Source organism: Saccharothrix syringae, from assembly GCF_009498035.1.
GTDB lineage: Bacteria > Actinomycetota > Actinomycetes > Mycobacteriales > Pseudonocardiaceae > Actinosynnema > Actinosynnema syringae.
In genome coordinates this window covers 1000502-1025884 of sequence record NZ_CP034550.1, presented here as the reverse complement: position 1 = coordinate 1025884, position 25383 = coordinate 1000502, and the positions used below count along the sequence as shown (strand labels likewise).

18 protein-coding genes and 3 rRNA genes are annotated in these 25383 nt (G+C 70.4%); 7 read left to right on the top strand and 14 right to left on the bottom strand.

The window, feature by feature from the left end; genetic code table 11:
* Window positions 1-2 precede the first annotated feature (2 nt).
* Both EKG83_RS04860 and EKG83_RS04855 read right to left on the bottom strand, forming a co-directional pair.
* Window positions 3-218: a hypothetical protein gene (locus EKG83_RS04860; protein ID WP_153277877.1), complete on the bottom strand. Its 216-nt coding sequence runs from the start codon at window positions 216-218 to the stop codon at window positions 3-5.
* 52 nt (window positions 219-270) lie between these two features.
* On the bottom strand, window positions 271-930 hold the full coding sequence (locus EKG83_RS04855; RefSeq protein WP_033430104.1) for a hypothetical protein: 660 nt from the start codon (window positions 928-930) through the stop codon (window positions 271-273).
* Window positions 931-1122: 192 nt separating this feature from the next.
* Between EKG83_RS04855 and EKG83_RS04850 the strand changes: the two genes are divergently transcribed.
* Window positions 1123-1332 carry a hypothetical protein gene (locus tag EKG83_RS04850; RefSeq protein ID WP_033430105.1) on the top strand — a complete coding sequence of 70 codons (210 nt, stop codon included), beginning with the start codon at window positions 1123-1125 and terminating at the stop codon, window positions 1330-1332.
* 35 nt (window positions 1333-1367) lie between these two features.
* Here EKG83_RS04850 and EKG83_RS04845 read toward each other — a convergent pair whose 3' ends face one another.
* The 4 genes from EKG83_RS04845 to EKG83_RS04830 form a co-directional block, all read right to left on the bottom strand.
* A complete protein-coding gene (locus EKG83_RS04845; RefSeq protein ID WP_033430106.1) occupies window positions 1368-2297 on the bottom strand; it encodes an NADP-dependent oxidoreductase in 930 nt (309 codons plus the stop codon).
* 12 nt (window positions 2298-2309) lie between these two features.
* Window positions 2310-5249, bottom strand: a complete 2940-nt coding sequence (locus tag EKG83_RS04840) for a bifunctional [glutamine synthetase] adenylyltransferase/[glutamine synthetase]-adenylyl-L-tyrosine phosphorylase (protein ID WP_033430107.1) — start codon at window positions 5247-5249, stop codon at window positions 2310-2312.
* 80 nt (window positions 5250-5329) lie between these two features.
* Window positions 5330-6067, bottom strand: a complete 738-nt coding sequence (locus EKG83_RS04835; protein ID WP_033430108.1) for a type 1 glutamine amidotransferase — start codon at window positions 6065-6067, stop codon at window positions 5330-5332.
* Window positions 6068-6082: 15 nt separating this feature from the next.
* Window positions 6083-6505 carry a rhodanese-like domain-containing protein gene (locus EKG83_RS04830; RefSeq protein ID WP_033430109.1) on the bottom strand — a complete coding sequence of 141 codons (423 nt, stop codon included), beginning with the start codon at window positions 6503-6505 and terminating at the stop codon, window positions 6083-6085.
* A gap of 79 nt (window positions 6506-6584) precedes the next feature.
* Between EKG83_RS04830 and EKG83_RS04825 the strand changes: the two genes are divergently transcribed.
* The 4 genes from EKG83_RS04825 to EKG83_RS04810 are packed head-to-tail and all read left to right on the top strand — an operon-like array spanning window position 6585 to window position 8496.
* On the top strand, window positions 6585-7049 hold the full coding sequence (locus EKG83_RS04825) for an Lrp/AsnC family transcriptional regulator (protein WP_033430110.1): 465 nt from the start codon (window positions 6585-6587) through the stop codon (window positions 7047-7049).
* A 30-nt stretch (window positions 7050-7079) separates the two neighbouring features.
* On the top strand, window positions 7080-7679 hold the full coding sequence (locus EKG83_RS04820; RefSeq protein ID WP_051765368.1) for a hypothetical protein: 600 nt from the start codon (window positions 7080-7082) through the stop codon (window positions 7677-7679).
* Window positions 7676-8284, top strand: coding sequence for a hypothetical protein (locus EKG83_RS04815; protein WP_033430111.1), 609 nt, complete (start codon window positions 7676-7678; stop codon window positions 8282-8284). Before EKG83_RS04820 ends, EKG83_RS04815 begins: the two co-directional genes overlap by 4 nt.
* Window positions 8281-8496 (top strand): helix-turn-helix domain-containing protein, encoded by a 216-nt coding sequence (locus EKG83_RS04810; RefSeq protein WP_033430112.1) that lies wholly within the window; start codon window positions 8281-8283, stop codon window positions 8494-8496. The genes EKG83_RS04815 and EKG83_RS04810 overlap by 4 nt, the downstream gene beginning before the upstream one ends.
* Here EKG83_RS04810 and EKG83_RS04805 read toward each other — a convergent pair.
* From EKG83_RS04805 to EKG83_RS04780, 6 genes are all read right to left on the bottom strand, one after another.
* Window positions 8468-9343 (bottom strand): GNAT family N-acetyltransferase, encoded by an 876-nt coding sequence (locus tag EKG83_RS04805; protein WP_051765370.1) that lies wholly within the window; start codon window positions 9341-9343, stop codon window positions 8468-8470. The genes EKG83_RS04810 and EKG83_RS04805 overlap by 29 nt on opposite strands.
* 137 nt (window positions 9344-9480) lie before the next feature.
* Window positions 9481-9597 (bottom strand): 5S ribosomal RNA (gene rrf / locus EKG83_RS04800).
* Window positions 9598-9711: 114 nt separating this feature from the next.
* Window positions 9712-12791, bottom strand: a 23S ribosomal RNA gene (locus tag EKG83_RS04795).
* A gap of 347 nt (window positions 12792-13138) precedes the next feature.
* Window positions 13139-14654: ribosomal RNA gene (locus tag EKG83_RS04790) — 16S ribosomal RNA — on the bottom strand.
* The 16S, 23S and 5S rRNA genes sit together here, the layout of an rRNA operon.
* A gap of 431 nt (window positions 14655-15085) precedes the next feature.
* Complete coding sequence (locus EKG83_RS04785; RefSeq protein WP_153277876.1) at window positions 15086-19213, bottom strand: FkbM family methyltransferase; 4128 nt, start codon at window positions 19211-19213, stop codon at window positions 15086-15088.
* Between the two features lie 62 nt (window positions 19214-19275).
* Window positions 19276-20619: a glutamine synthetase family protein gene (locus tag EKG83_RS04780; RefSeq protein ID WP_033430325.1), complete on the bottom strand. Its 1344-nt coding sequence runs from the start codon at window positions 20617-20619 to the stop codon at window positions 19276-19278.
* 151 nt (window positions 20620-20770) lie between these two features.
* Here EKG83_RS04780 and EKG83_RS04775 point away from each other — a divergent pair, with 151 nt between their 5' ends.
* Both EKG83_RS04775 and EKG83_RS04770 read left to right on the top strand, forming a co-directional pair.
* On the top strand, window positions 20771-21424 hold the full coding sequence (locus EKG83_RS04775; protein ID WP_033430326.1) for an LppX_LprAFG lipoprotein: 654 nt from the start codon (window positions 20771-20773) through the stop codon (window positions 21422-21424).
* Window positions 21421-22941 (top strand): MFS transporter, encoded by a 1521-nt coding sequence (locus EKG83_RS04770; protein ID WP_051765465.1) that lies wholly within the window; start codon window positions 21421-21423, stop codon window positions 22939-22941. The genes EKG83_RS04775 and EKG83_RS04770 overlap by 4 nt, the downstream gene beginning before the upstream one ends.
* Here the strand turns inward: EKG83_RS04770 and EKG83_RS04765 are convergent.
* Entirely contained in the window at window positions 22928-23395 is a 468-nt protein-coding gene (locus EKG83_RS04765; protein WP_033430327.1) for a hypothetical protein, read from the bottom strand. The two genes, EKG83_RS04770 and EKG83_RS04765, sit on opposite strands and share 14 nt — an antisense overlap.
* Window positions 23396-23597: 202 nt before the next feature.
* Window positions 23598-25313: an NAD+ synthase gene (locus EKG83_RS04760; RefSeq protein WP_033430328.1), complete on the bottom strand. Its 1716-nt coding sequence runs from the start codon at window positions 25311-25313 to the stop codon at window positions 23598-23600.
* Between the last annotated feature and the right edge of the window lie 70 nt (window positions 25314-25383).

Genomic DNA, 25383 nt, shown 5'->3' with positions numbered 1-25383 from the left:
CACTAGTACGTGTCGCCCTTGACCGGGGGCGGGTCGTCGACCTCGGAGTCCAGGAAGCTGAACGGGCCGCTGTCCAGGGGCGTCGGGTCCGGCTTGTACGGGCCGATCAACGGATCCCCGTCCGGCCCCTTCACCGGGTCCGGGTACGGCACTCCGTCCTCGATGGCGTCGATCTCGTGGATCAGTTCCGGCTCGGTGCCGCCGCTCCCGCTCGCCATGGTCGCCTCCAACTCCCCCTTGCCCCAAGGGTCGCGGAACCGGCACGCAGCGTTACTTCGGGAACGGGATCCCGGTGATGGTGACCGAGCCGCCGGTGGGGGCGAGCTGGCCGACGATGCCGCCGAACGTCAGGGAGAACGTGCCGCTCGACGCCCCGGGCTTGCGGTCCAGCTCGACGACCCCGGTGGCGGTGGCGTTCCTGGCGATCGTCACCGGCCACCTGCTGGTCGACAGGGACGCCTTGTAGTCGCGCTGCGCGTCGTCGACGGCCGAGATGGACGGGGTCGGCAGGTCCATCTTCGCCGTGCTGGCGTTTATGGCGGTGACGTGCACCTTGATCCGGCCGCCCTGGTCCTCGACCCTGGTCACCTCGACGGTGAGCAGGCCGCGGGCCTGTTTCCACGAACCGGTGACGACCTTGGTCTCCGCGCTCGGTGACGGGGCGGCGTCCTCGGAGGTGGCGGAGCCCACGGCGCCGTCCAGGCCGGTGGTGTCGTCCGAGCCGGTGGTGTCGTCGGACGGGGTGGTGCGCGCGGTGGTCGTCGTGGCGCTCTCGCGCAGCGTGACGCTCAGGGCGCCCACGCCCACCGAGCCCGAGGTGACGGCCTGGACCGCGCCCAGCAGGACGAGCACGCCGAGCACGACGGCGCTGACGGTGAGAGCGGCGCTGCTCTTGCGGCGTTCGGGTTCGCGGTGGAACTGGTCGGCCATGGCGTCCTTCGTCCGGGCGCACGCGTGAGAACGTGAACATCCCCCATATGAGCTACACCAGTTTCGGCATAGCGAACCCGAATAGTCAACGGATGGACGCCCCTCATCTACGATGCGTAGCTCTCGCGCAACGCTTCGTCCACGGACGGGGCTGGGCGTGCTCCGTTCGTGGCGGCCGGTTAGGGTCGCGCCGTGTCTGATGACGTCGCTACCCCGCAGCTGTTGTCCACCAACATCTTCGACTCCGCCGCCGAGGCGATCGAGGCGATCGGCGCAGCCGACGTGCTCGGCCTGGGGGTCCGGGTCTCGAACCGGCTCGTCGCGGAGGACGAGTCCGACGAGCTGGTGGAGGAGTGGATCGTGGAACTCCTCAGCTCGGTGCCCACCACCGACGAGGAGTGAGGCGAAGGGCCCCGCGAGGGGCCCTTCCAACCCCGTCAGACCGTCAGCACGATCTTGCCCCGCACGTGCCTGCCCTCCAGCAGGCGGTGCGCGTCGGCGGCCTGCTCCAGCGGGAACGTCTGCTGGACCTCCACCCTCAGCTCGCCCGAACCGGCGTGCGCGGCCAGCCACTCCAGGTCTTCCCGCACCGGCTTGGCGTAGGCGTAGCGCCCGCCCAGTTCCAACACGTTCGTGTCGACGATTGACACGATCCGGCTGTTGTCCCGCACCAGCGCCGGCGAGTCGTTCAACGCGGCGCCGCCCACGCAGTCGAACGCCACGTCCACCTTGCCGTCGCCGCCGACCAGCTCGGCCACGTTGTCCACCAGCGCGTCCCCGTACGCCACGGGCTCCGCCCCCAGTGAGCGCAGGAACCCGTGGTTGCGCGGCGACGCCGTGCCGATCACCCGCGACGCGCCCAGGATGCGCGCCACCTGCACCGCCAGGTGCCCGACCCCGCCGGCGGCGGCGTGCACGAGCACCGCGTCACCCGGCGACACCCCCACCTTCCGCAGCGCCTGCAACGCGGTCAACCCGGTCAGCGCCAGCCCGCCGGCCTCCTCGAACGACAGCGACGCGGGCTTGTGCGCCAACCCGCGCTCCGTCGCCGCGACCAGCTCGGCGTACGTGCCGTGCTGGGCGTGGTCCTTGCGCTGGTACCCGAACACCTCGTCCCCGACCGAGAACCCGTCCACCGCGGGCCCGACGGCGCGCACCACGCCGGCCACGTCCCAGCCGGGCACCAGCGGGAAGTGGGTCGGCAGCACGCCCGCCAGGTACCCGGCGCGCACCAGGCGGTCCACCGGGTTCACCCCGGCCGCCCGCACCTCGACCAGCACCTGGTCCAGGGAGATGACCGGGTCGGGCAGGTCCCGCAGCACCAGGACCTCGGCGTCTCCGAACTCGTTCTGCGCGATCGCTCTCACGGACCCCAGTCTTCAGGAACCGTAGAAGACGCGCTCGACCACGGCCCGCGCCCGCCGGGTGGTCCGCCGGTAGGCGTCGAGGAACCCGCCCGGGTCCTCGTGCCCCATCGCGCCCGCCACCGCGGCCAGGTCGCGCCCGGCGGTGGGCAGCTGGTCGGCGGCCTTGCCGCGCACCAGCACCACCGCGTTGCGCGCCCTGGTGGCCGTCGTCCACGCCTCCCGCAGCGCCGCGGCGTCGTCCGGCGACACCAGCCCCGCCTCGGTGGCCGCGCGCAGCCCGCGCACGGTCGACGGCGTGCGCAGGCCGGGCACCTCGTGGGCGTGCTGGAGCTGGAGCAGCTGCACGGTCCACTCCACGTCCGCGAGCCCGCCGCGCCCCAGCTTGGTGTGCGTGGACGGGTCCGCGCCGCGCGGCAGCCGCTCCGCCTCGACCCGCGCCTTGATGCGCCGGATCTCCCGCACCGCGGCCAGGTCCAGGCCGCGCCCGGGGTACCGGATCGGCTCGACCATCTCCACGAACCGCGCGCCCAGCCCGGCGTCGCCCGCGATGAACCGCGCCCGCAGCAGCGCCTGCGCCTCCCACAGCTCGGACCACTGCGCGTAGTACGCCCGGTAGGACTCCAGCGTGCGCACCAGCGGCCCCTGCCGGCCCTCCGGCCGCAGGTCGGCGTCCACCTGGAGCGGCGGGTCCTGGCTGGGCGCGCTGAGCATCCTGCGCACCCGCTCCACCACGGTGGACGCGTAGCGCGCCGCCTCGGCGTCGCTCGCCCCGGCGACCGGCTCGCACACGAACACCACGTCAGCGTCCGAGCCGTACCCCAGCTCGCGGCCGCCCAGCCGCCCCATCCCGATCACCGCGATCGAGGCGACCGGCGTGCCCGCCGAGCGCACCACGGCGTCCAGCGCGGCCTGCAGCACCGCCACCCACACCTCGGACAGCGACACGCACACCGTGCGCAGCGGCACCAGCCCGAGCAGGTCGGCGCAGGCCACGCGCAGCAGCTCCTGGCGGCGCAGCGACCGGGCGGCGGTGACCGCGCGGTCCAGGTCGCGGTAGCGGGACACGGTGGCGCGCAGCGGGTTGCCGATGGTCATCGGGTCCACCCCGACCAGCGCGTCGGTGTCGGCCAGCAGCCGCAGCACCTCCGGGGCCCGCACCAGCAGGTCCGGCACCAGCTTCGAGGTGCCCAGCAGCGCCGCCAGCCGGTCCACGACCGTGCCCTCGTCGCGCAGCAGCCGCAGGTACCAGGGCGTCTCGGCCAGCGCCTCGGACACCCTCCGGTACGCCAGCAGGCCGCCGTCGGGGTCGGGGCTGGCCGCGAACAGGTCCAGCAGCACCGGCAGCAGCGCGGTCTGGATGCGCGCCCGCCGGGACACGCCCCTGGTCAGCGCCTCGATGTGCTTGAGCCCCCCGTCCGGCGCCGCGTACCCCAGCGCGGCCAGCCGCTCCGCCGCCTGCGACGTGGTCAACCGCAGCGCCTCCGTCGGCACGTTCGCCACCGCCTGCAGCAGCGGCCGATAGAACAGCTTCTCGTGCAGCCTGCGCACCTGGTTGGCGCGCTTGCGGAACTCGGCGAGCAGCACCTGCCCCTCCGACAGCCCGCCCTCGGCCTGCAACCCGGCCGCCCGCGCCAGCCAGCGCAACCCGTTCGTGTCGTCGTCGGCCGGGAACAGGTGGGTGCGCAGCAGCCGCTGGAGCTGCAACCGGTGCTCCAGGGTGCGCAGGAACCGGTAGGCGCGGCCGAAGTCCGCGGCGTCCGCCCGGCCCACGTACCCGCCCCGCCCCAGCACCGCCAGCGCCTGCGTGGTGGAGGTGATGCGCAGCTCCTCGTCGCCGCGCCCGTGCACGAGCTGGAGCAGCTGCACCGCGAACTCCACGTCCCGCAGCCCGCCGCGGCCCAGCTTCAGCTCGCGGTCGGTCAGCCCGGCCGGCACGTGGTCCTCGACGCGGCGGCGCATGGCCTGCACGTCGGCCACGAAGTCCTCGCGCTCGGCGGCCGTCCACACCATCGGGCGAACCACCTCCAGGTAGCGCCGCCCCAGCTCCGCGTCGCCCGCCACCGGCCTGGCCTTGAGCAGCGCCTGGAACTCCCACGTCCGCGCCCACCGCCGGTAGTAGGACGCGTGGCCGTCCAGGGTGCGCACCAGCGCGCCCGCCTTGCCCTCCGGCCGCAGGGCCGCGTCGACCTCGAAGCACGCCTGGCCCGCGACCTGCATCAGCGTGCTGGCCAGCCGCGTGGCCACGGCCAGGTCGCCCTCGCCGACGAACACCACGTCCACGTCGCTGACGTAGTTCAGCTCCCGCGCACCGCACTTGCCCATGGCGATCACCGCCAGCGTGCACTCGTCGGCACGCGCCACCTGCCGCCCGGCGACGTCCAGCGCGGCCCGCAACGCCGCCTCCGCCAGGTCCGACAGCAACCCGGCCACGTCGTCGTAGGTGACGTAGGGCTGCTCCGGCTCGACCACGTGGGCCAGGTCCTCGGCCGCGACCCGGCACAGCAGGGCCCGGTAGGCCGACCGCAGCGCCCGCACCGCCTCCGCGCCGGTCAGCCCCTCGACCGCGCCCACCAGCGCGGGCGTGAACGCCGCCGGGTCCACCGGCTCGGGGTCGGCGAGGTCGGCCCAGCGGTCCGGGTTGGCCACCAGGAAGTCCGCCAGCGCGGTCGACGAGCCCAGCACGGCCAGCAGTCGCCCGCGCAGCACCGCGCCGTCGCGCAGGGCGCCGTCCAGCTCGGGCCACCGGTCGCCGAGCGCGTCGCGCAGCCGGTCCACGCCGCGCAGCGCCAGGTCCGGGTCGGGGCTGCGGGACAGCGCGACCAGGACGGGCTCGGCGCCCGCGGTGGGGCCGCGCCCCTCCCACCACCCCGCGTCACGCAGGTGCTCGTTGCTGCGCGCCTCGGTCAGGCCGAACCGCGCGGGGGACGTCGGGGTGCGGGCTGGATCGGTCATCGTCGAACACCGTAGCCCTCACGGGGGCCCGCGAAACCGGCGGCCGGACACGATCAAGCGGACACCGCGCAACGCCCCGGTCACACCAGCGGCAGGTTCCTCGACGTCGTCAGCCCACCGGCGGCCAGGCGCACGAACCGCTCCGCGAACGGCTGCCACACCTCGCGGATGTCCTCGTGCGCGGCGGCCAGCCGGTCGGGGTCGAGCCACCCGGGACGCGCGCCGGCCGCGGTGCCCGGGTACCCCTCGGCCCACTTGAGCACGACCTCGGGCGTGGTCTCGACGTGGAACTGCACGCCGTAGGCCCGGTCGCCCACCCGGAACGCCTGGTTCGCGCACCTCGGCGAGGACGCGAGCAGCACCGCGGTCGGCGGCAGCAGCGACACCTCGTCGGTGTGGAACTGGAGCACGTCGGGCGTCCACGGCAGGTCCGCGAACAGCGGGTCGTCCCCGGCCGCGTCCCGCTTGGCCACCAGCATCACGCCCACCTCGGGCCCCTGCCGCGCCGGCCGCACCTGGCCGCCGGTGGCCGCGGCGAGCAGCTGCGCGCCCAGGCAGACCGCCAGCAGCGGCACCCGCCGCGACACCGCGTGCGACAGCAGCCGCCGCACGTCGGCCAGCCACGGGTGCCCGGCGTCGTCCAACGCGCCCATCCCCCCGCCCAGGCACACCACGCCGTCGTAGCCGTCGAGGTCGTCGGGCACCGGCTGCTCGAAGGGCCGGACCACGTCCAGCACCGCCCCGGCGGCGGTCAACCAGTCGCCGAGGCGGGCCGGCGGGTCGTCGTGGTCGGGTTGCAGCACCAGCAGACGCGTCACCCGACCGAGGGTAGATCAGCAGGCGCAGGACGCCCCGGGCAGACCCGTGCCCTCCACCGGGTAGCCCGCGGCCCGCCAGGTGGTGATGCCGCCGGCCAGCCGCTTCACCCGGAACCCGAGCCGGCTCAGCGCCAGCGCGCCCTTGGTGGCCGCGTTGCACACCGAGCTCTCGCAGTAGCAGACGTAGACCAGGTCGCGGTCCCAGCCGGCGGTGGTCGCCTCGTCGACCTCCCAGTGCGGCAGGTTGAGCGCGCCGGGGATGTGCGCGCGGTCGAACGCCTCGCGGCTGCGCGTCTCCACGAGCCGGAAGCCCGCGGTGTCCCCGGCCTCCAGGTCGCGCACCACGTCGTCCGGGTCGGCCTCGAAGGCCAGCTCGGCGGCGAAGAACGCGGCGGCGTCGGCGGGGTCGGCGGCGGGGAAGCGGAGCGTGTTCGTCATGGGTAGATCGTCGCTTGACCAGCGCGGTCATCCCATGGGGAAACCAAGGCGCGCACGGGGTCGTGCCTACGATTCCACGGTGGAACTCGACGACGTGGATTGGAAGCTGCTGGACCTGCTCCAGCGGGACGGGCGGATGACGTTCACCGAGCTGGCCAAGCGGGTCTCGCTGTCGGCGCCCGCGACCACCGAGCGCGTGCGGCGGCTGGAGCAGGCGGGGGTCGTCACCGGGTACGCGGCGGTGGTCGACCCGCAGCGGCTCGGGCTGCCGATCGAGGCCATCGTGCGGGTGCGCGTGCGCAGCCTGGACACGCCGCGGTTCCGCGAGCGCGTGGTGACCATGGCCCAGGTGCGCGACGCGGACCACGTGACCGGGGACGACTGCTGGCTGCTGCGCGTGGTCTGCCGGTCGATGGTCGAGCTGGAGGGGTTCGTCGAGCAGGCCCAGCGGTACGGCGACACCACCACGTCGCTGGTGTTCTCCTCGCACGTGCGCAATCGGCCGATTACGCGGGAGGTCGTGGACGGTATCGTTTATCGATAACAACGAAAAACGATATGCGCGGGGGGCGTCATGTCGAAGAACCCGTTGGAGCCGCTGACCGGCGTCGTGACCGCGGCGCTGGGCCTGGGCCTGTTCGGCCTGGGCGCGGTGGCGTTCACGCGGCTGGTCGAGCTGATCCTCAAACCGGTGTGCTTCACCGCGCCGTCCTGGCCGTACGGGGCCGAGAGCGCCGGACTGGCACCCGGGACGGTCCTCGACGACGTCAGCCGGGTGCGGCTGTGCGTCGAGGACCCGACACCCTGGCACCACGCGCTCGGCTTCCTGTCCGATCTGCCCACGCCGGTGGCCCAGTTGGGCGGGCTGCTGCTGTTGTCCCGGCTGCTCGGGCGCGCCGCCCGGCACGGCGCCCACACCGCCGGGACCGCCGAGGACCTGCGGGGGCTGGGCCACTACCTGGTGCTCGCCATGCCCGGCGCGGCCCTGACCGAGTCGATCGCGCGCAGCACCCTGGTGCACTGGGCCGTCACCTACGACGCCGGCTGGGGCCTGTTCTTCGGCAACTGGCACGTCCCCTGGTGGGCCGTCCTCACCGGCATCGGCCTGCTGTCCCTGGCGCGCATCACGCACATCGGCGCGGCGATGCGGACCGAGCTGGAAGCGACGGTATGACCGCCCGAGACCCGCTCGGGCCGTTCACCCGGCTCGTCCGGCTCCTGTGGGTGCTCACCGCGCTGCTCACCGCGGGCGGGTCGGTCACGTCGTCGACGAGGAGCGCGCTCACCTCCGGCAAGGAGTGCTTCCGCACCAGCCTGATGACCGGCGCCCACGGAGGTCACAACCCACTGCGCGACGGGGTGGTCAGCACCGTCGAGCTGGAACGGGTGTGCATCTCCGCGCCGACCGCGTGGGAACGCGTCCTCGGCTTCCTCGCCGAGGCACCCACCCCGTTCGCCCGCGCCGCCGCGCTCCTGATGCTCTTGCTGCTGCTGGAGAAGGCGGCCCGCGACGGCGTCCACACCCGTGACACGGCCCGGCGCCTGCACCGCCTCGGGGTGTTCCTGCTCGTCGTGCTCCCGGTGGCGAGCGTGCTGGAGGTCTGCTCGTCGGCCTGGCTGTTCCTCCGGGTGGTCGACCCCGACCGGGAGGTGCTGGAGTTCCTGTTCGACTGGGACGTGCCCTGGTGGGCGGTGGTCACCGGCGCGGGTCTGCCGGCACTTGCGAAGATCATGGGGAAGAGTGCCGAGATGCGCGAGGAGCTGGAGGGAACCGTGTGACCATCCAGGTGCACCTGGACCGGTTGCTGGCCGAGCGCGGGATGACGCTGACCCAGCTCTCCGAACGCGTGGGCGTGTCGGTCGTCAACCTGTCGGTCCTGAAGAACGGTCGGGCCAGGGCCATCCGGTTCAGCACGCTCAGCGCGCTCTGCCGGGCGCTGGACTGCCAACCCGGCGACCTGCTCAGCCACTGGCCGGAACTGCCCGGGTGAACGCGAACTCCGCCGAGTCGCCCACCGGCCGGAACCCGATCCGCTGGTACACCGAGTTCGACGTGGGGTTCGCCAGGTCGGTGAAGAGCACCACGTGCTCGGCGCCGTGCTCGCGGGCCCACGTCGCGCACGCCGCGGTCACCGCCGCGCCGTAACCGCGCCTGCGGTGCTCCCGCGCCGTGTAGACCGGGCCGATGCGCGACATGCCCGACGCCGGCGGGCTCGTCGCCGCCCACGCCACCGGCGTGCCCGCTCCGTCGCACCACAGCACGTGCGCGCCGCCGTTGACCGGCAGCCGGTGCACGAACCGCGCCGCCTGCTCGACCAGGGCGTCGTCCGCCTCCTGGTCGGTGGCCTCGGCGCGGAAGTCCAGGTACCACCGGGTCAGCAGGTCGGCGTCGGCCTCGGTGGCCGGCCTCGCCGTGCCCGGCACGTCCGGCGGCACCAGCTCGCCGAGCCGGTACAGGCGCAGGGACATCACCTCGCGCGCACCGCACCCGGTGCGGGCCGCCCACGCCATCACGAACGCCTCCGCCGACTCGCGCGGACCGGTCACCCCGGGCAGCTCCACCTCGCCCGCCAGCGCGTCGGCCACGGCCTCGGCCCACTGCGGCGGCACACCGCTGACCTCCAGCGGCCACGGCGGCACGCGCAGGGCCGCCGCCACCAGGTCGCCGTCCTCCGACGCGGTCACCAGCAGCGCGGGCGGGTCGTCCGGCATGGCGTGGTTGAGCCTGCGGTGCACCGCCGCCACCGCGACGGTGTGCGCCACCGGATCAGTGGTGAAGTGGTCCCCCGCGAGGGCCCAGAACTCAGCGAAGTCGTCGTGCTTCGTCACCTCGGCCACGAGCGCGACGGTAACGCAGGACGACCACCCGGGCACCCGCCATCGGGCGGTCCCGATCCGCGCCGGCACCAAAGGGCCATGAACGCACAAAGCCCTCAGGGGCACCCGGCGAACCGGGTGCCCCTGAGGGAAAGAATGTTCGGCGGCGTCCTACTCTCCCACACCCTCACGAGTGCAGTACCATCGGCGCTGGAAGGCTTAACTACCGGGTTCGGAATGGGACCGGGTGTTCCCCAACCGCAATGACCACCGAAACACTATGAAATTACCAACCCGTAGGCACCCGACCACACCCAACCATTCAGTCGAGTGGACCCGGTGGTCCGGTTCGGTTCTTTCAGAACCGCACAGTGGATGCGTAGCGTCTTCATGACAAGTCCTCGGCCTATTAGTACCGGTCAACTCCAGCCGTTACCGACCTTCCATCTCCGGCCTATCAACCCAATGGTCTCTTGGGGGCCTTAACCCACAAAGGGTGGGATACCTCATCTAGGAACGAGCTTCCCGCTTAGATGCTTTCAGCGGTTATCCCTTCCGAACGTAGCCAACCAGCAATGCCCTTGGCAGGACAACTGGCACACCAGAGGTCCGTCCGTCCCGGTCCTCTCGTACTAGGGACAGCCTTCCGCAAGTATCCTACGCGCGCGGCGGATAGGGACCGAACTGTCTCACGACGTTCTAAACCCAGCTCGCGTACCGCTTTAATGGGCGAACAGCCCAACCCTTGGGACCTACTCCAGCCCCAGGATGCGACGAGCCGACATCGAGGTGCCAAACCATGCCGTCGATATGGACTCTTGGGCAAGATCAGCCTGTTATCCCCGGGGTACCTTTTATCCGTTGAGCGACCACGCTTCCACAAGCCATGGCCGGATCACTAGTTCCGACTTTCGTCCCTGCTCGACCCGTCGGTCTCACAGTCAAGCCCCCTTGTGCACTTGCACTCGACACCTGATTGCCAACCAGGCTGAGGGAACCTTTGAGCGCCTCCGTTACCCTTTGGGAGGCAACCGCCCCAGTTAAACTACCCACCAGGCACTGTCCCTGATCCGGATCACGGACCGAGGTTAGACATCCAGTACGACCAGAGTGGTATTTCAACGACGACTCCACAACCACTGGCGTGGCCGCTTCACAGTCTCCCACCTATCCTACACAAGCCGAACCGAACACCAATACCAAGCTATAGTAAAGGTCCCGGGGTCTTTCCGTCCTGCCGCGCGTAACGAGCATCTTTACTCGTAGTGCAATTTCGCCGGGCCTGTGGTTGAGACAGTCGAGAAGTCGTTACGCCATTCGTGCAGGTCGGAACTTACCCGACAAGGAATTTCGCTACCTTAGGATGGTTATAGTTACCACCGCCGTTTACTGGCGCTTAAGTTCTCAGCTTCGCCCCGAAGAGCTAACCGGTCCCCTTAACGTTCCAGCACCGGGCAGGCGTCAGTCCGTATACATCGTCTTGCGACTTCGCACGGACCTGTGTTTTTAGTAAACAGTCGCTTCTCGCTGGTCTCTGCGGCCAACTGGTCCTAGCCCGCAAGGGGCTTCAAACCCTTTGGCCCCCCTTCTCCCGAAGTTACGGGGGCATTTTGCCGAGTTCCTTAACCACAGTTCGCCCGATCGCCTCGGTATTCTCTACCTGACCACCTGTGTCGGTTTGGGGTACGGGCCGCATGAACACTCACTAGAGGCTTTTCTCGGCAGCATGGGATCACCCTACTTCGCCTCAATCGGCTATGCATCACGTCTCAGGATACGTGAGCTGCGGATTTGCCTACAGCTCTCCCTACACGCTTACACCAGTACTACCACTCACTGGCGGAGCTACCCTCCTGCGTCACCCCATCGTTTGACTACTACAAGCTCGGGTCCCGCGCTCCACATGCCGGGAGGTCCGAAGACCCATCCGACAGCTTCGGGCGGTTAGCATCGCAAGCCTCGCCATGGGCGCGTTCACACGGGTACGGGAATATCAACCCGTTGTCCATCGACTACGCCTGTCGGCCTCGCCTTAGGTCCCGACTTACCCTGGGCGGATTAGCCTGGCCCAGGAACCCTTGGTCATCCGGCGGCAGAGTTTCTCACTCTGCTTTCGCTACTCATGCCTGCATTCTCACTCGTCCAGCCTCCACCACTAGGTTCCCCTGCAGCTTCAGCGGCTGAACGACGCTCCCCTACCCATCCCAGCAAAACTGGAATGACACGGCTTCGGCGGTGTGCTTAAGCCCCGCTACATTGTCGGCGCAGGACCACTTGACCAGTGAGCTATTACGCACTCTTTAAAGGGTGGCTGCTTCTAAGCCAACCTCCTGGTTGTCTGGGCGACCCCACATCCTTTCCCACTTAGCACACACTTAGGGGCCTTAGCCGGCGTTCTGGGCTGTTTCCCTCTCGACTACGAAGCTTATCCCCCGCAGTCTCACTGCCGCGCTCTCACGTACCGGCATTCGGAGTTTGGTTGATTTCGGTAAGCTTGTGGGCCCCCTAGACCATCCAGTGCTCTACCTCCGGCACGAAACACACGACGCTGCACCTAAATGCATTTCGGGGAGAACCAGCTATCACGGAGTTTGATTGGCCTTTCACCCCTAACCACAGCTCATCCCCCAGGTTTTCAACCCTGGTGGGTTCGGGCCTCCACGCGGTCTTACCCACGCTTCACCCTGGCCATGGCTAGATCACCCCGCTTCGGGTCTAGACCACGCGACTCTGGCGCCCTATTCGGACTCGCTTTCGCTACGGCTACCCCACACGGGTTAACCTCGCCACGCAGCACTAACTCGCAGGCTCATTCTTCAAAAGGCACGCCGTCACCCCTAAAGGCTCCGACGGATTGTAGGCACACGGTTTCAGGTACTATTTCACTCCCCTCCCGGGGTACTTTTCACCTTTCCCTCACGGTACTAGTCCGCTATCGGTCACCAGGGAGTATTCAGGCTTAGCGGGTGGTCCCGCCAGATTCACAGCAAATTCCACGAGCTCGCTGCTACTTGGGAACACCGTCAGGAGACACCGGGTTTTCACGTACGGGACTCTCACCCTCTACGGTCACGCTTTCCAGACGCATTCCGCTAACCACAGTGTTTTATAACTCCTCGACCGTCCGGCAGAACGATCAGACAGGTCCCACGACCCCGCGAATGCAACCCCTGCCGGGTATCACACAGACGCGGTTTAGCCTCTTCCGCTTTCGCTCGCCACTACTCACGGAATCACGGTTGTTTTCTCTTCCTGCGGGTACTGAGATGTTTCACTTCCCCGCGTTCCCTCCACGCACCCTATGTGTTCAGGTACGGGTGACCCCACATGACTGAGGCCGGGTTTCCCCATTCGGAAATTCTTGGATCTCAGCTCGGTTGACAGCTCCCCAAGACTTATCGCAGTCTCCTACGTCCTTCATCGGCTCCTGGTGCCAAGGCATCCACCGTATGCCCTTAATAACTTGCCACAAAGATGCTCGCATCCACTGTGCAGTTCTCAAAGAACAACCAGACACAACCCCGCTACTGCCCACGCCTACCGAGCCACACCCGGCGGTTCGAGGGCGGGGATCGCCCTGTCGTTACTCGCTGAAAGAAACACAAAGCGTGTTCCCTCAGGACCCAACAGCGTACCGAACAGAAGCCTTGAACCCTCGACGAACCCTTCCACGCTCGCAAGCGAGCAGTACTAACTCCGTCAACAACCCGAGGTTCTGCATTAGCCAGCATCCACTAATATGAGCTCCACCCGACGATCATTCGCCGCCGGCGTGGCCTCCACTCCGGACAAGTCCGCAGTGCAGATGCTCCTTAGAAAGGAGGTGATCCAGCCGCACCTTCCGGTACGGCTACCTTGTTACGACTTCGTCCCAATCGCCAGTCCCACCTTCGACCGCTCCCCCCCTTACGGGTTGGGCCACGGGCTTCGGGTGTTACCGACTTTCGTGACGTGACGGGCGGTGTGTACAAGGCCCGGGAACGTATTCACCGCAGCGTTGCTGATCTGCGATTACTAGCGACTCCGACTTCACGGGGTCGAGTTGCAGACCCCGATCCGAACTGAGACCGGCTTTTTGGGATTCGCTCCACCTCACGGCTTAGCAGCCCTCTGTACCGGCCATTGTAGCATGTGTGAAGCCCTGGACATAAGGGGCATGATGACTTGACGTCATCCCCACCTTCCTCCGAGTTGACCCCGGCAGTCTCCCATGAGTCCCCGCCATAACGCGCTGGCAACATGGAACGAGGGTTGCGCTCGTTGCGGGACTTAACCCAACATCTCACGACACGAGCTGACGACAGCCATGCACCACCTGTACACCAGTCCGAAGAGGCCCACATCTCTGCAGGTTTCCGGTGCATGTCAAGCCCAGGTAAGGTTCTTCGCGTTGCATCGAATTAATCCACATGCTCCGCCGCTTGTGCGGGCCCCCGTCAATTCCTTTGAGTTTTAGCCTTGCGGCCGTACTCCCCAGGCGGGGTGCTTAATGCGTTAGCTGCGGCACGGAGGACGTGGAAGCCCCCCACACCTAGCACCCACCGTTTACGGCGTGGACTACCAGGGTATCTAATCCTGTTCGCTCCCCACGCTTTCGCTCCTCAGCGTCAGTATCGGCCCAGAGACCCGCCTTCGCCACCGGTGTTCCTCCTGATATCTGCGCATTTCACCGCTACACCAGGAATTCCAGTCTCCCCTGCCGAACTCAAGTCTGCCCGTATCGACCGCAGGCTCCACGTTAAGCGTGAAGTTTTCACGGCCGACGCAACAAACCGCCTACGAGCTCTTTACGCCCAATAATTCCGGACAACGCTCGCACCCTACGTATTACCGCGGCTGCTGGCACGTAGTTAGCCGGTGCTTCTTCTGCAGGTACCGTCACTCGCGCTTCGTCCCTGCTGAAAGAGGTTTACAACCCGAAGGCCGTCATCCCTCACGCGGCGTCGCTGCATCAGGCTTGCGCCCATTGTGCAATATTCCCCACTGCTGCCTCCCGTAGGAGTCTGGGCCGTGTCTCAGTCCCAGTGTGGCCGGTCACCCTCTCAGGCCGGCTACCCGTCGTCGCCTTGGTAGGCCATCACCCCACCAACAAGCTGATAGGCCGCGGGCCCATCCCGTACCGCCGGAACTTTCCACCCCCCACCATGCGGAAGGAGGTCATATCCGGTATTAGACCTAGTTTCCCAGGCTTATCCCAGAGTACGGGGCAGGTTGCCCACGTGTTACTCACCCGTTCGCCGCTCGTGTACCCCGAAGGGCCTTACCGCTCGACTTGCATGTGTTAAGCACGCCGCCAGCGTTCGTCCTGAGCCAGGATCAAACTCTCCAATAAGGAATGAGTTCGATCGCTCCGAACAACACTGACAATTACGTCAGCTGTCCAGTAACAATCTCAAAGGAATCCTCTTGACGAGGATCATAAATTTACTGGCTATTCGGCACGCTGTTGAGTTCTCAAAGAACACGCGCTCACCATCTTGTCCCGCGTCTTACTGCGGTTCATTCCGGGGCTTGTGTTGAAAGCTTAGCTCGTTCGTTTTCGCGGTGTCAAATCGGCCGTTTCGGCTTCTCGGCTCCGCGATCAACTCGCTTAGCATTCAGTTTGTTCTGCTTTCCGGACCCGAGGCAGCACCTGGTGCTGCTTGTTCGCTTCCGAAGGCTTTGACGCCGCAGTACTCTACCCGGCCCGATTCGCGGTGTCAACCGCTCGTTCCGGGGTCTTGCTGGCGACTCGGTAAAAGTTACTCATGCCGGCCGATCAAGTCAAATCGCCTGGTCAGCGGGCTGCCGAGCCGGTGCGGACGCCTGCGGGCCGGGGCCCTTGGGCGCCACGGGCCGGGGGCGCAGCCACAGCGGGATGGTCCGCAGGCCCTCCATCGCGGCCACGATCTGCTCCGGCGACGCCGGTTCGCGGGTCGCCACGGGCACCAGGTCGTAGCCCCAGATCCGGAACTCCTTGAGAACCGTGACCGGATCGTCGCCGAAGCCCTGCGTGGCCGTCGCCGAGAACTCGATGAACACGTGCGGGCGATCCCGGCGCAGCAGGCGCACCAGTCCGGCCAGCGCGCGGTGACCACGGCCCGGGGTGTCGACACGAACGACTGAGAGCTTGCGCCCCTGCAACGAGGGCACGGCCTCCAGCTCCTTGTCGAGCCGGGTCGAGCGGACCCGGGCCATGCCCTCCGGCGCGCTGTCCGGCACCGGCGACACCGTCACCCCGCCGGTCAGCGAAGCCTGGGTGGCCAGCTCACCGGTGCTGTCCCACGCGGCCGCGTCCACCAGGACCAGCTGCCCGGCGATGCGCTCGGGCAGGTTGACCTCGACGTTGTGCTTGAGCAGCGCCCGCGCGACCGGGCACGGCTCGACCGCCACCACCGCGCCGCCCGCGCCGAACCGGCTGAGCATGCGCACGGTCTGGTAGCCGACGTAGGCGCCGACGTCGAGGAAGATCCCGTCCGGTTCGACGACCTGGTCGATCAGCTCCGACAGGCCCGGTTCCCACACCCCGTTGCTGGACAGCAGCGGCAGCATGAACGCGTCGTCCGAGGGCAGGCGCAGCAGGCCCACGTCGGTCAGCACGAGCGAGCTGCGCGGCGGCGCGTCGCCGTGCCGCTCGTGCTCGCGGACGACCACCCGCCGCAGCGCGTCGGCGGTCTGCTGGGCCTGGTTGGCGGCGCGCAGGCCGACGTCGAGCCTGCTGTCGCGCTCGCGCAGCACGTCGACGACCTTGGACTCCAGCGAGTCGATGCGGTCGAGGGTGCGCTCCAGCGCGACGGCCAGCTTCTCGATGCGCCGGTCCAGGGCGTCGGTCTGCTTGGCGCGCTTGGCGGCCTCGGCGACCAGCGCGTCCTCGATCTCGCGGAGCCTGCGGCCCTGGCCGGCCATGTCCGCGCGGACCCGGACCACGCCGTCGTCGACGCCGACGAGCTGGTCGGCGAGGTGGCCCTGGTGCTCGGCCTGCTGCTCCAGCTCGGCGCGCAGCACCTCCAGCTCGCCGAGGCCGACGCCGGTGGAGATGTCGTCCTGGCGGCGGACCAGCTCGGACACGGTGCGCTCGACCCCGTCGACCAGGGAGTTGAGCACGTCCCGCATGTGGTTGTCGTAGTGGTCGAGCACGCGCAGGACCATCTTGCGCAGCTGCGGCGCCATGGGCGTGCGGCTGGCGACGCCGACGTCGGGCTGGCGGAGCAGGGCGTGCTTGGCCGAGTGCAGCGCGGTCAGCGGGTCCACGGTCGGCGTGGGCTTGGGCCGGCGGGCGCGCCAGGTGCGGTAGGCGTGCTCGACGCGTTCGCGCAGGACTTCGCCGACCACGGCGGTGCTCCGGGTGGCGCGGACGCGCTCGCGCCCCTTGAGCCCGATGGCGGCGACGGTCGAGCGGTCGTCGGCGATGGCGCGCATGAGCTTGGCGGCGGCCTGCACGTCGGGTTCCACACCCTGGCGGCAGGGCACGAAGACCACCGAGTTCTTGTCGAACAGCTCGGCGACCGCGCCGTGGTCGGAGGTGAGGATCGGGGTGGCCCGGGCGGCGTGCCCGCCGAGGGCGTGGGCGATCCGGTCGTCGGCGCCGCCGCGGTGGAGGTGGACGAGGCAGTCCACCGGGCCGAGGTCGTCGACCAGCTCGATGCGCGGGTCGGCGGCGGTGGCGAGGCGCAGGCGCTCGGCGGCCTCCGGGTGGGCCTTGGCGTTGGCGACCGCGATGCGGAGGGTGATGTCCGCGCGGTCGGGGAACGCCGAGAGGAACGCGGAGACCGCGCCGAGGACGTTGCCCTCGCGGTCGATGGCGTGGTCCGCGAGGGCCCCGAAGATCACTCGTTCGTGGGATTCGGGGTCGCGCGTGTCGACCTCGGCCTCGGCGACCGGCAGCGGGAGGACGCGGGTGGTCGGGCCGCCCTGGCGCTCCCGGGCGGCGCGGGTGGTCTCGGACGGGACCCAGACCTCGTCCGCGTCGGCGGCCGGCTCGTCGTCGAGGACGTAGTCGACCACGAAGCGGCTGTCCGGGACGGGCTGCCCCGTGCCGACGCGCACCACCACCGGGTAGCCCTCGGTGGTGGAGGTCGGCAGGCCGGAGGCGCGGGCGGCGGCGTGGACGAGGCGCGCGAGGGGGCCGGTGCCCAGGACGGTGACGCCGAGCTGGTCGTGCAGGACCGGGGCCTCGGCGCGCGACCGGGGCACGGCGGGCACGGGCAGGCGGCCGGACGCCACGCCGGCCCCGGCGCACCAGTCGCGGAAGGCCGGGCCGTCGGCGCCGAACGGGTCGGGGAACTGGGTGCGGAGCGCCGGGTCGGACCGCCAGAGGGCGGCGGCCCAGCGGGTGCTGCCGGGCAGGTCGGGAACCGGTTCGCAGGCCCAGGCCACGAACGCCGCGCCGCCGTCCGGGCCGAAGGCCGGGGGTGGGGTGGGGGTTCGGCCGGGGGGTGGGGTGGCGCTGGTGGGGGTTGGGGCGCCGGCCTGTGCCGGGGCGCTGGTGGGGGCCTGGTCGGCAGTCGGCGCTGGGGGGGCCTCGGTGGTAGCGGCGGCTTCGACAGCGGCTTCGCCCTCGGCGGTGGCTTCGACAGCGGGGGCTTCGACAGCGGGGGCTTCGACAGCGGGGGCGACCTCGGCGGTGGCTTCGACGGAGGCTTCGGCGGCGGGGGCGGTGTCGCCGGGCTCCTCGGTCGGGGTCTCGGCAGCGGGTCCTTCCCCGGCTTCTCCGGTTCCCCCCTCGACTTCCTCCCCGGCGACTTCTTCCCCGGCCGGTGTCTCGGCGGTGTCGTCCGCCGCCGGGGGCTCCGGGAAGGGGAGCTGCTGCTGGACGTCGTGGCCGTTGACGTGGCCGTTGACCGGGGTGCCGTTGGTGTGCGGCGCCGGGGGTTCGACGGCAGCGGGTTCGGGTTCGGGCTGAACCTCGGGTTCGGGCTCGGCCGGCGCCCACCCCTCCGGGCTGAAGGCCGAACCGGGCTGGGTGCGGGCCGCCTCGCGGTAGTCCGCGCGCAGCTCGTCGGGGATCCGGGTGCCGTCGGCGAGCTGGCCGAAGCCGTAGCGCACCTGCTGCGGCGCGTGGCCCCGGCGGACGAGTTCGGCGCGGTAGGCGGAGCACAGCTCGGCCAGGTGGGGGTGCTCCGACAGCAGCACGCGCGGCCGGTCGGCGAACTCCGCCGACAGCAGCCAGGGGCGCTGGGGGTCGAAGCCCGCGAAGTGCACGCTGCGCAGCGGCTCGCCCAGCGTGGTCAGGGTGCCGTCGGGCCTGCGGTGCAGGTCGCGCTGCGCCGCGTTCCACGCCGACAACCCCACCGTCGCGTTGCGCAGCACGTGCAGGTTGACCAGCGCCGGTGCCGTGTCGAGCACGGCCTTGGTCGCGTCCGGCGCCCGGCGCAGCTGCTCGCCCAGCGACCGCAGGAACGGCTCGGCGCCCGGCGCCACCAGCAGGAAGCCCGGGTCGAAGACCCCGGTCTCCAGCAGCTCGGCGGGGGTGGGCCGCAGGCCGTCCTCCGGGAGCGGGCGCAGGGACCTGGGCAGCAGCACCAGGGGCCCGTGCCGCACGGCGTCGAGCACCAGGTCGGTCAACGACGCCAGGACCTGCACCCACGGGTCCAGGTACAGCACCGGCACGCCCTGGCCCAGCAGCTGCTCCAGCAGCGTCGGCCGCAGCAGGCCGCACAGCTGCTCGGCGGTGCAGCCGGTGGCCAGCTCGGCCAGTTCCTCGGCCCGCACGCCCAGGTCGGCCGGGGTGACCAGGCCGGGGCCGGAGTGCTCCGGCAGGGCGTCGACCACCAGGGCCAGGAACCTGGCGTCCGGGTGGGCGGCCAGGAACGAGCCGGACAGCACCTTCACCGCGGGCAGCTCGGCGGCCCTGGCCACCGTGCAGGCGATGAACGCAGGACGGGTTTCCGATCGCGCGGGCACCTCGGTCACGGTCTGCAAACCTAGCCGCTCCGAGTGCTCGGTGCGCACGACCCGCACGGGAGCCCCCTTCGTCACAGGACCGGCAACAGGGTGCGCAGCTCGTACGGCGTCACGCTGCGCCGGTACGCGTCCCACTCGGTGCGCTTGTTGCGCAGGAAGAAGTCGTACACGTGCTCGCCGAGCGCTTCGGGCAGCAGTTCGGAGTTCTCCATCTCGGTCAGCGCCTCGCCCAGGTTCTGCGGCAGGTTGTCGTACCCGGCGGCGCGCCGCTCGCGGTCGGTCAGCGACCACACGTCGTCCTCGGCGGGCGGTGGCAGCTCGTAGCCCTTCTCGATGCCCTTGAGGCCCGCGGCCAGGATCACCGCGTACGCCAGGTAGGGGTTGCACGCCGAGTCCAGGCTGCGGATCTCCACCCGGCGCGACGAGGACTTGCCCGGCGAGTACATGGGCACGCGCACCAGCGCGGACCGGTTGGCGTGGCCCCAGCACACCGCCGTCGGCGCCTCGCCTCCCACGATCAGGCGTTTGTAGGAGTTCACCCATTGGTTGGTCACGCCGGAGATCTCGCGGGCGTGCTTGAGCAGGCCGGCGACGAACATCTTGCCGACGTCCGACAGCTGGTAGGGGTCCTCGGCGTCGTAGAACGCGTTGCGGTCGCCCTCGAACAGCGACACGTGCGTGTGCATGCCGCTGCCCGGCTGGTCGGTGAACGGCTTGGGCATGAACGAGGCGCGCACCCCCTGGGTGATCGCGACCTCCTTGATGACGTAGCGGAACGTCATCACGTTGTCGGCCATGGTCAGGGCGTCGGCGTAGCGCAGGTCGATCTCCTGCTGGCCGGGCGCGCCCTCGTGGTGGCTGAACTCGACCGAGATGCCCATGGCCTCCAGCGCCTCGATGGCGTGGCGGCGGAAGTGGGTCGCGGTCTCGTGGCTGGTCTGGTCGAAGAACCCGCCGTTGTCGGCCGGGATCGGCTCGCTGCCGTCCTCGGGGAGGCTCTTGAGCAGGAAGAACTCCATCTCCGGGTGCACGTAGCAGGTGAACCCGGCCTCGCTGGCGCGGGCCAGCGCGCGGCGCAGCACGTGCCGGGGGTCGGCCCACGACGGCGAGCCGTCCGGCATGGCGATGTCGCAGAACATGCGGGCGGAGTAGTGGTTGTTCTCCGAGGTCTTCCAGGGCAGCACCTGGAAGGTGGACGGGTCGGGCCGGGCCACCATGTCGGACTCGTACACGCGGGCGAAGCCCTCGATCGCGGAACCGTCGAAGCCGATGCCCTCGTTGAAGGCGCCTTCGAGCTCGGCGGGTGCGATGGCGACGGACTTGAGGAAACCCAGGACGTCCGTGAACCACAGGCGGACGAACCTGATGTCGCGCTCTTCGAGGGTGCGGAGCACGAACTCCTGCTGGCGGTTCATGCCACGAAGCCTAGGTAAGGGCGGCCGGCACCGCGCTGCCGCCTCGCCGGTACGCGCCTGCGCAGTCGCACCGGCTGAGCTTACCCGCAGGTCAAGGGGAGGCACCCGCGATCGGCGCCGGGGCGCGGGCCCGGGGATCTACGATCTGGCCATGCTGCCTCGCCGCGCCCTGCTCGGGTCGCTCCTGCTCGCCCTCGCGACCGGCTGCACCTCCTCGGGGGACGGCGGCGCCGGCCTGCCCGCCGGGTCGCAGGTGCTGGACTCCGCCGCGGCGGGCATGCGGTCGGTGACCAGCACCCACTTCGTGATCAAGGTCGACGGCGAGCTGCCCGACGTGACCGTCAAGGACGCCGAGGGCGACCTCGACGCCGAGGGGCAGTCGAAGGGCCGGGCCAAGGTCGAGCAGTTCGGCCAGCTCGTCGAGGTCGAGTACGTGCTGGTCGGCGACGACCTGTACTTCAAGGGCCCCACCGGCGGGTTCACCATGCTGCCCGCGGCGCTGGCGGGCCAGGTGTACGACCCGACCGCGATCCTCGACCCGGAGCGCGGGGTGGCCAAGGTGCTCGCCGACGCGCGCGACGAGAAGACCGTCAGCTCGGACGACGGCGTGACGGTGGTCGAGGCGACCGTGCCCGGGGACGTGGTGGGCGGGCTGGTGCCCGGCATCGGCGCGGACGTGGCGTCGCGCTTCTCGGTGCGCGGGGACAGGCTGGTCAACGCGGTGTTCACGCTGCCGGGCGGCGCGAAGGTCACCATCGACCTCACCGACTTCAACAAGCCCCTGACCGTCACCCGGCCCGCGTGAGCGCGGTGGTGACCCGGTCGCGCCGGTTGGCGATCGGCGCCGGGGCCGGTGCGGTGCTGCTGGGCGCGCTCGACGCCTACGTGGTGGTCGGCGTGCTCGCGGACATGGTGCGCGACCTGGGCATCCCGGTGAACCACCTGGAGCGCGCGACGCCGGTGGTCACCGGCTACCTGCTCGGGTACGTGGCCGGGATGCCGCTGCTGGGGCAGCTGTCGGACCGGTTCGGGCGGCGGCTGGTGCTGCACGCGTGCCTGGCCGGGTTCGCGCTCGGGTCGGCGGTCACCGCGCTGGCGGGCGACCTGCCGCTGCTGGTGGCCGGGCGGGTGGTGCAGGGCCTGGCCGGCGGCGCGCTGCTGCCGGTGACCATGGCGCTGGTGGCGGACCTCTGGTCGACCGGGCGGCGGGCCGCGGCGCTGGGCGTGGTCGGCGCGGCGCAGGAGCTGGGCAGCGTGCTCGGCACCCTGTACGGCGTCGGGGTGGCGTCGCTGTTCAACGCGTGGTCGGCGTTCGAGTCGTTGGAGCCGCAGAGCTGGCGGTGGGTGTTCTGGGTGAACCTGCCGCTGGCGCTGGTGGCGGCCGCGGTGGTGCGGCGGACCGTGCCGCGGTCGGCGCGGGGCGCGGTGCGGATCGACTTCGTCGGCGGCGCGCTGCTGGCGCTGGCGCTGGGGCTGGTGGTCGTCGGCCTGTACAACCCGGACCCGTCGCGGGCGGTGCTGCCGCCGTGGGGCTGGCCGGTGCTGGGCGCGTCGGTGGTGGTGCTCGCGCTGTTCCTGTGGTGGGAGCGGCGGTCGCCGGTGCGGCTGCTGGACCCGGCCGGGGTGGCGTGGCGGCCGTTCCTGGCGTCGCTGGGCGTGTCGCTGGCGGCGGGCGCGGCGCTGATGGTGACGCTCGTGGACGTGGAGCTGTTCGCGCAGACCGTGCTGCGGCGCGACTCGGCGGCCGCGGCCGGGGTGCTGGCCCGGTTCCTGGTGGCGCTGCCGGTGGGCGCGCTGGTCGGCGGGTGGGTCGCCGGTCGGGTCGGCGACCGGTGGGTGTCGTGCACCGGGATGGTGCTCGCCTGCGGGGCGTACCTGCTGGTGGCGCGGTGGCCGGCCGACGTGTCGGCGTTCGTGCTGGGGCGCGACCTGGCGGTGGCCGGGTTCGCGCTGGGCCTGGTGATCGCGCCGGTGTCGGCGGCGGTGCTGCGGGCGGTGCCCGCGGCGGAGCACGGCGTGGCGTCGGCGGCGGTCGTGGTGGCCCGGATGACCGGGATGCTGGTCGGCGTGGCCGGGCTGTCGGCGTGGGGCCTGCACCGGTTCCGGGAGCTGACCGCCGACCTGGACACGCCGCTGCCGTTCGGGGTGACGGCGGAGGAGTTCGCCGCCGCGGCGGCGGCCTACGAGCGGGCGCTGACCTCGGCGCTGCTGACCGAGTACCACGAGATCTTCCTGATCACGGCGGTCATCTGCGGCGCGGGTGCGCTGGTGTCGCTGCTGCTGCCGCGGGCGGCGCGCCGACCCGGCTTCACTCCCCCTTGATCACGACGTCACCCGATTCGAGGACCTCGCCCTTGATCTTGTCGTCGGGCTTGTCGCACTTGTCGGGCGCGTCGTTGGACGGGACGCCGTAGGCGCTCAGCTCGTCGGTCGGCTTGCCGTCCCCGGACGGGCCGTTGTCGCGCACGAAGAACTGGCGGTGCACGCCGCCGGCGCTGCCGGTGTCCTTGATCTTGAAGATGGCGGCGTTGCCGACCACCTCCAGGCAGGTCACGCCGCCGAGGCGCTCCTTGACGCCCTCCTCGGCGTTGCGGAACATCGCGAAGCCCTCGGCCCTCTCGCCGCCGCCGAAGACGGCGAACCCGAAGCGGGTGCCCACGGCGCTGATACCGGCGCCGCCGACGAACACCCCCTCCTGGGCGACGGCGGGCGCGGCGGGCAGCAGGACCGTGCTCAGGGCGGTGGCGGCGGCGATCGCGGTGACCTTGCTCAGCATGACGTCCTCCGGGGATCTCGACCTCGCGGGCCGCGTTTTCCGAGGTCACAGCCCGCGCAGTCGACCTTGTCAGAGCCGGCGGGGGGCGACGCGGACGAGGGAGGGCAAACCACCCGAAGGGGTGGGAACGCGCCGGTGCCCCGCCGTCGGGGTGGACGGCGGGGCACCGGTCTTCAGTCGGGCGGGTGGAACCGGAAGGGGGTCAGCCCTCCCGCCAGGCGTTGGTGATCGGCAGCCTGCGGTCGCGGCCGAACGCCTTGAAGGTGATCTTCGTGCCCGGCGGGTACTGGCGGCGCTTGTACTCGGCCTTGTCCACCATCCGGAGGACACGGTCCACCAGTTCGTGTGAAAAGCCCATGGCGATCAGGTCGCGGTACCCCTTGTCGCCCTCGACGTAGTCGTCCAGCACCGAGTCCAGCAGCTCGTAGTCCGGCAGCGAGTCGGTGTCGACCTGCCCGGGACGCAGCTCGGCCGACGGGGGCTTGGTGATCGAGTTCTCCGGGATCGGCGGCAGCTCGCCCAGCTTCTCCGCCTCGGTGTTGCGCCACCGCGCCAGGTCCCAGACCAGGGTCTTCAGCACGTCCTTGATGGGCGCGAACCCGCCGACCGCGTCGCCGTAGATGGTCGAGTAGCCCACCGCCAGCTCGGTCTTGTTGCCGGTCGCCAGCACCAGGTGCCCGTGCTGGTTGGACAGGCCCATCAGGGTCATGCCGCGGCAGCGGGCCTGGATGTTCTCCTCGGCCAGGCCGGTCAGGCCGAGCTGCCCGACGAACACCCCGACCATGTCGCCGATGGGCTGGACCGAGTAGTGCAGGCCGGTGCGCTGCGCCAGGTCCCGCGCGTCGGACTTCGAGTGCTCCGACGAGTACCCCGACGGCATGGACACGCCGTGCACGTTGTCCGCGCCCAGGGCGTCCACGGCCAGCGCCGCCACCACCGCCGAGTCGATGCCGCCGGACAGGCCGAGCACCACCGACCGGAACCCGTTCTTGTGCACGTAGTCGCGCAGGCCCGTGACCAGCGCGTACCACACCTCCGCCTCGTCGGGCAGCGGCTCGGCCGGCTCCGGCGCGGGCAGCGGCTCGTAGGCGGGCAGCGGGTCGTCCGACAGGACCCGGCGGTGCACGGTGAACCCGCCGTGCACGCCTTCGGTGCGCGGCGCGCCGCCGGGCAGGTCCAGGTCGAGCACGACCAGGTGCTCGACGAACTGCGGCGCGCGGGTGACCAGCTCGCCGGCCGCGGTGACCACCATCGTGTCACCGTCGAACACCAGCTCGTCCTGGCCGCCGACCAGGTTCACGTACGCCAGCGGGGCGCGGGCCTCGGCCGCGCGCCGGGCCACCAGCGGCAGCCGGGCGTCGTCCTTCTTGCGCTCGTACGGCGAGGCGTTCGGCGAGACCACGAGGTCCACCCCGGCCTCGCCCAGCGCCGCGACCGGCCCGCCGTCCTGCCACAGGTCCTCGCAGATCACCATGCCCACCTCCAGGCCGTGGACGCGCACCACGTCCAGCGAGTCGCCCGGCGTGAAGTAGCGGCGCTCGTCGAACACGCCGTAGTTGGGCAGGTGGTGCTTGTGCTGCCGGGCGACCACGCGGCCCCGGTGCAGCACGGCGGCGGCGTTGCGCATGCCGGCGCCGTCGCGGTCCAGGTAGCCGACGAACACGGCCAGCTCGCCGCACCCGGCCTCGTCCAGCGCGCCGGCCAGCTCGTCCAGGGCCTGCCTGGACGCCTCCGCGAAGGACACCCGCAGCGCCAGGTCCTCCACCGGGTACCCGGTGAGCACCATCTCGGGGAAGACGGCCAGGTGCGCCCCGGCCTCCACGGCCTTGCGGGACCACTCGACGACGAGTTCGGCGTTGCCGGCCAGGTCGCCGACACAGGCGTTGACCTGGGCGAGGGCGAGTCGGAGCTGAGGCATGAGGGCATTCTCGCTCACCCGGCGCGCCGGCGGCGGGCGTTGTGGCCGACGAGTCACACCTACGATCGTG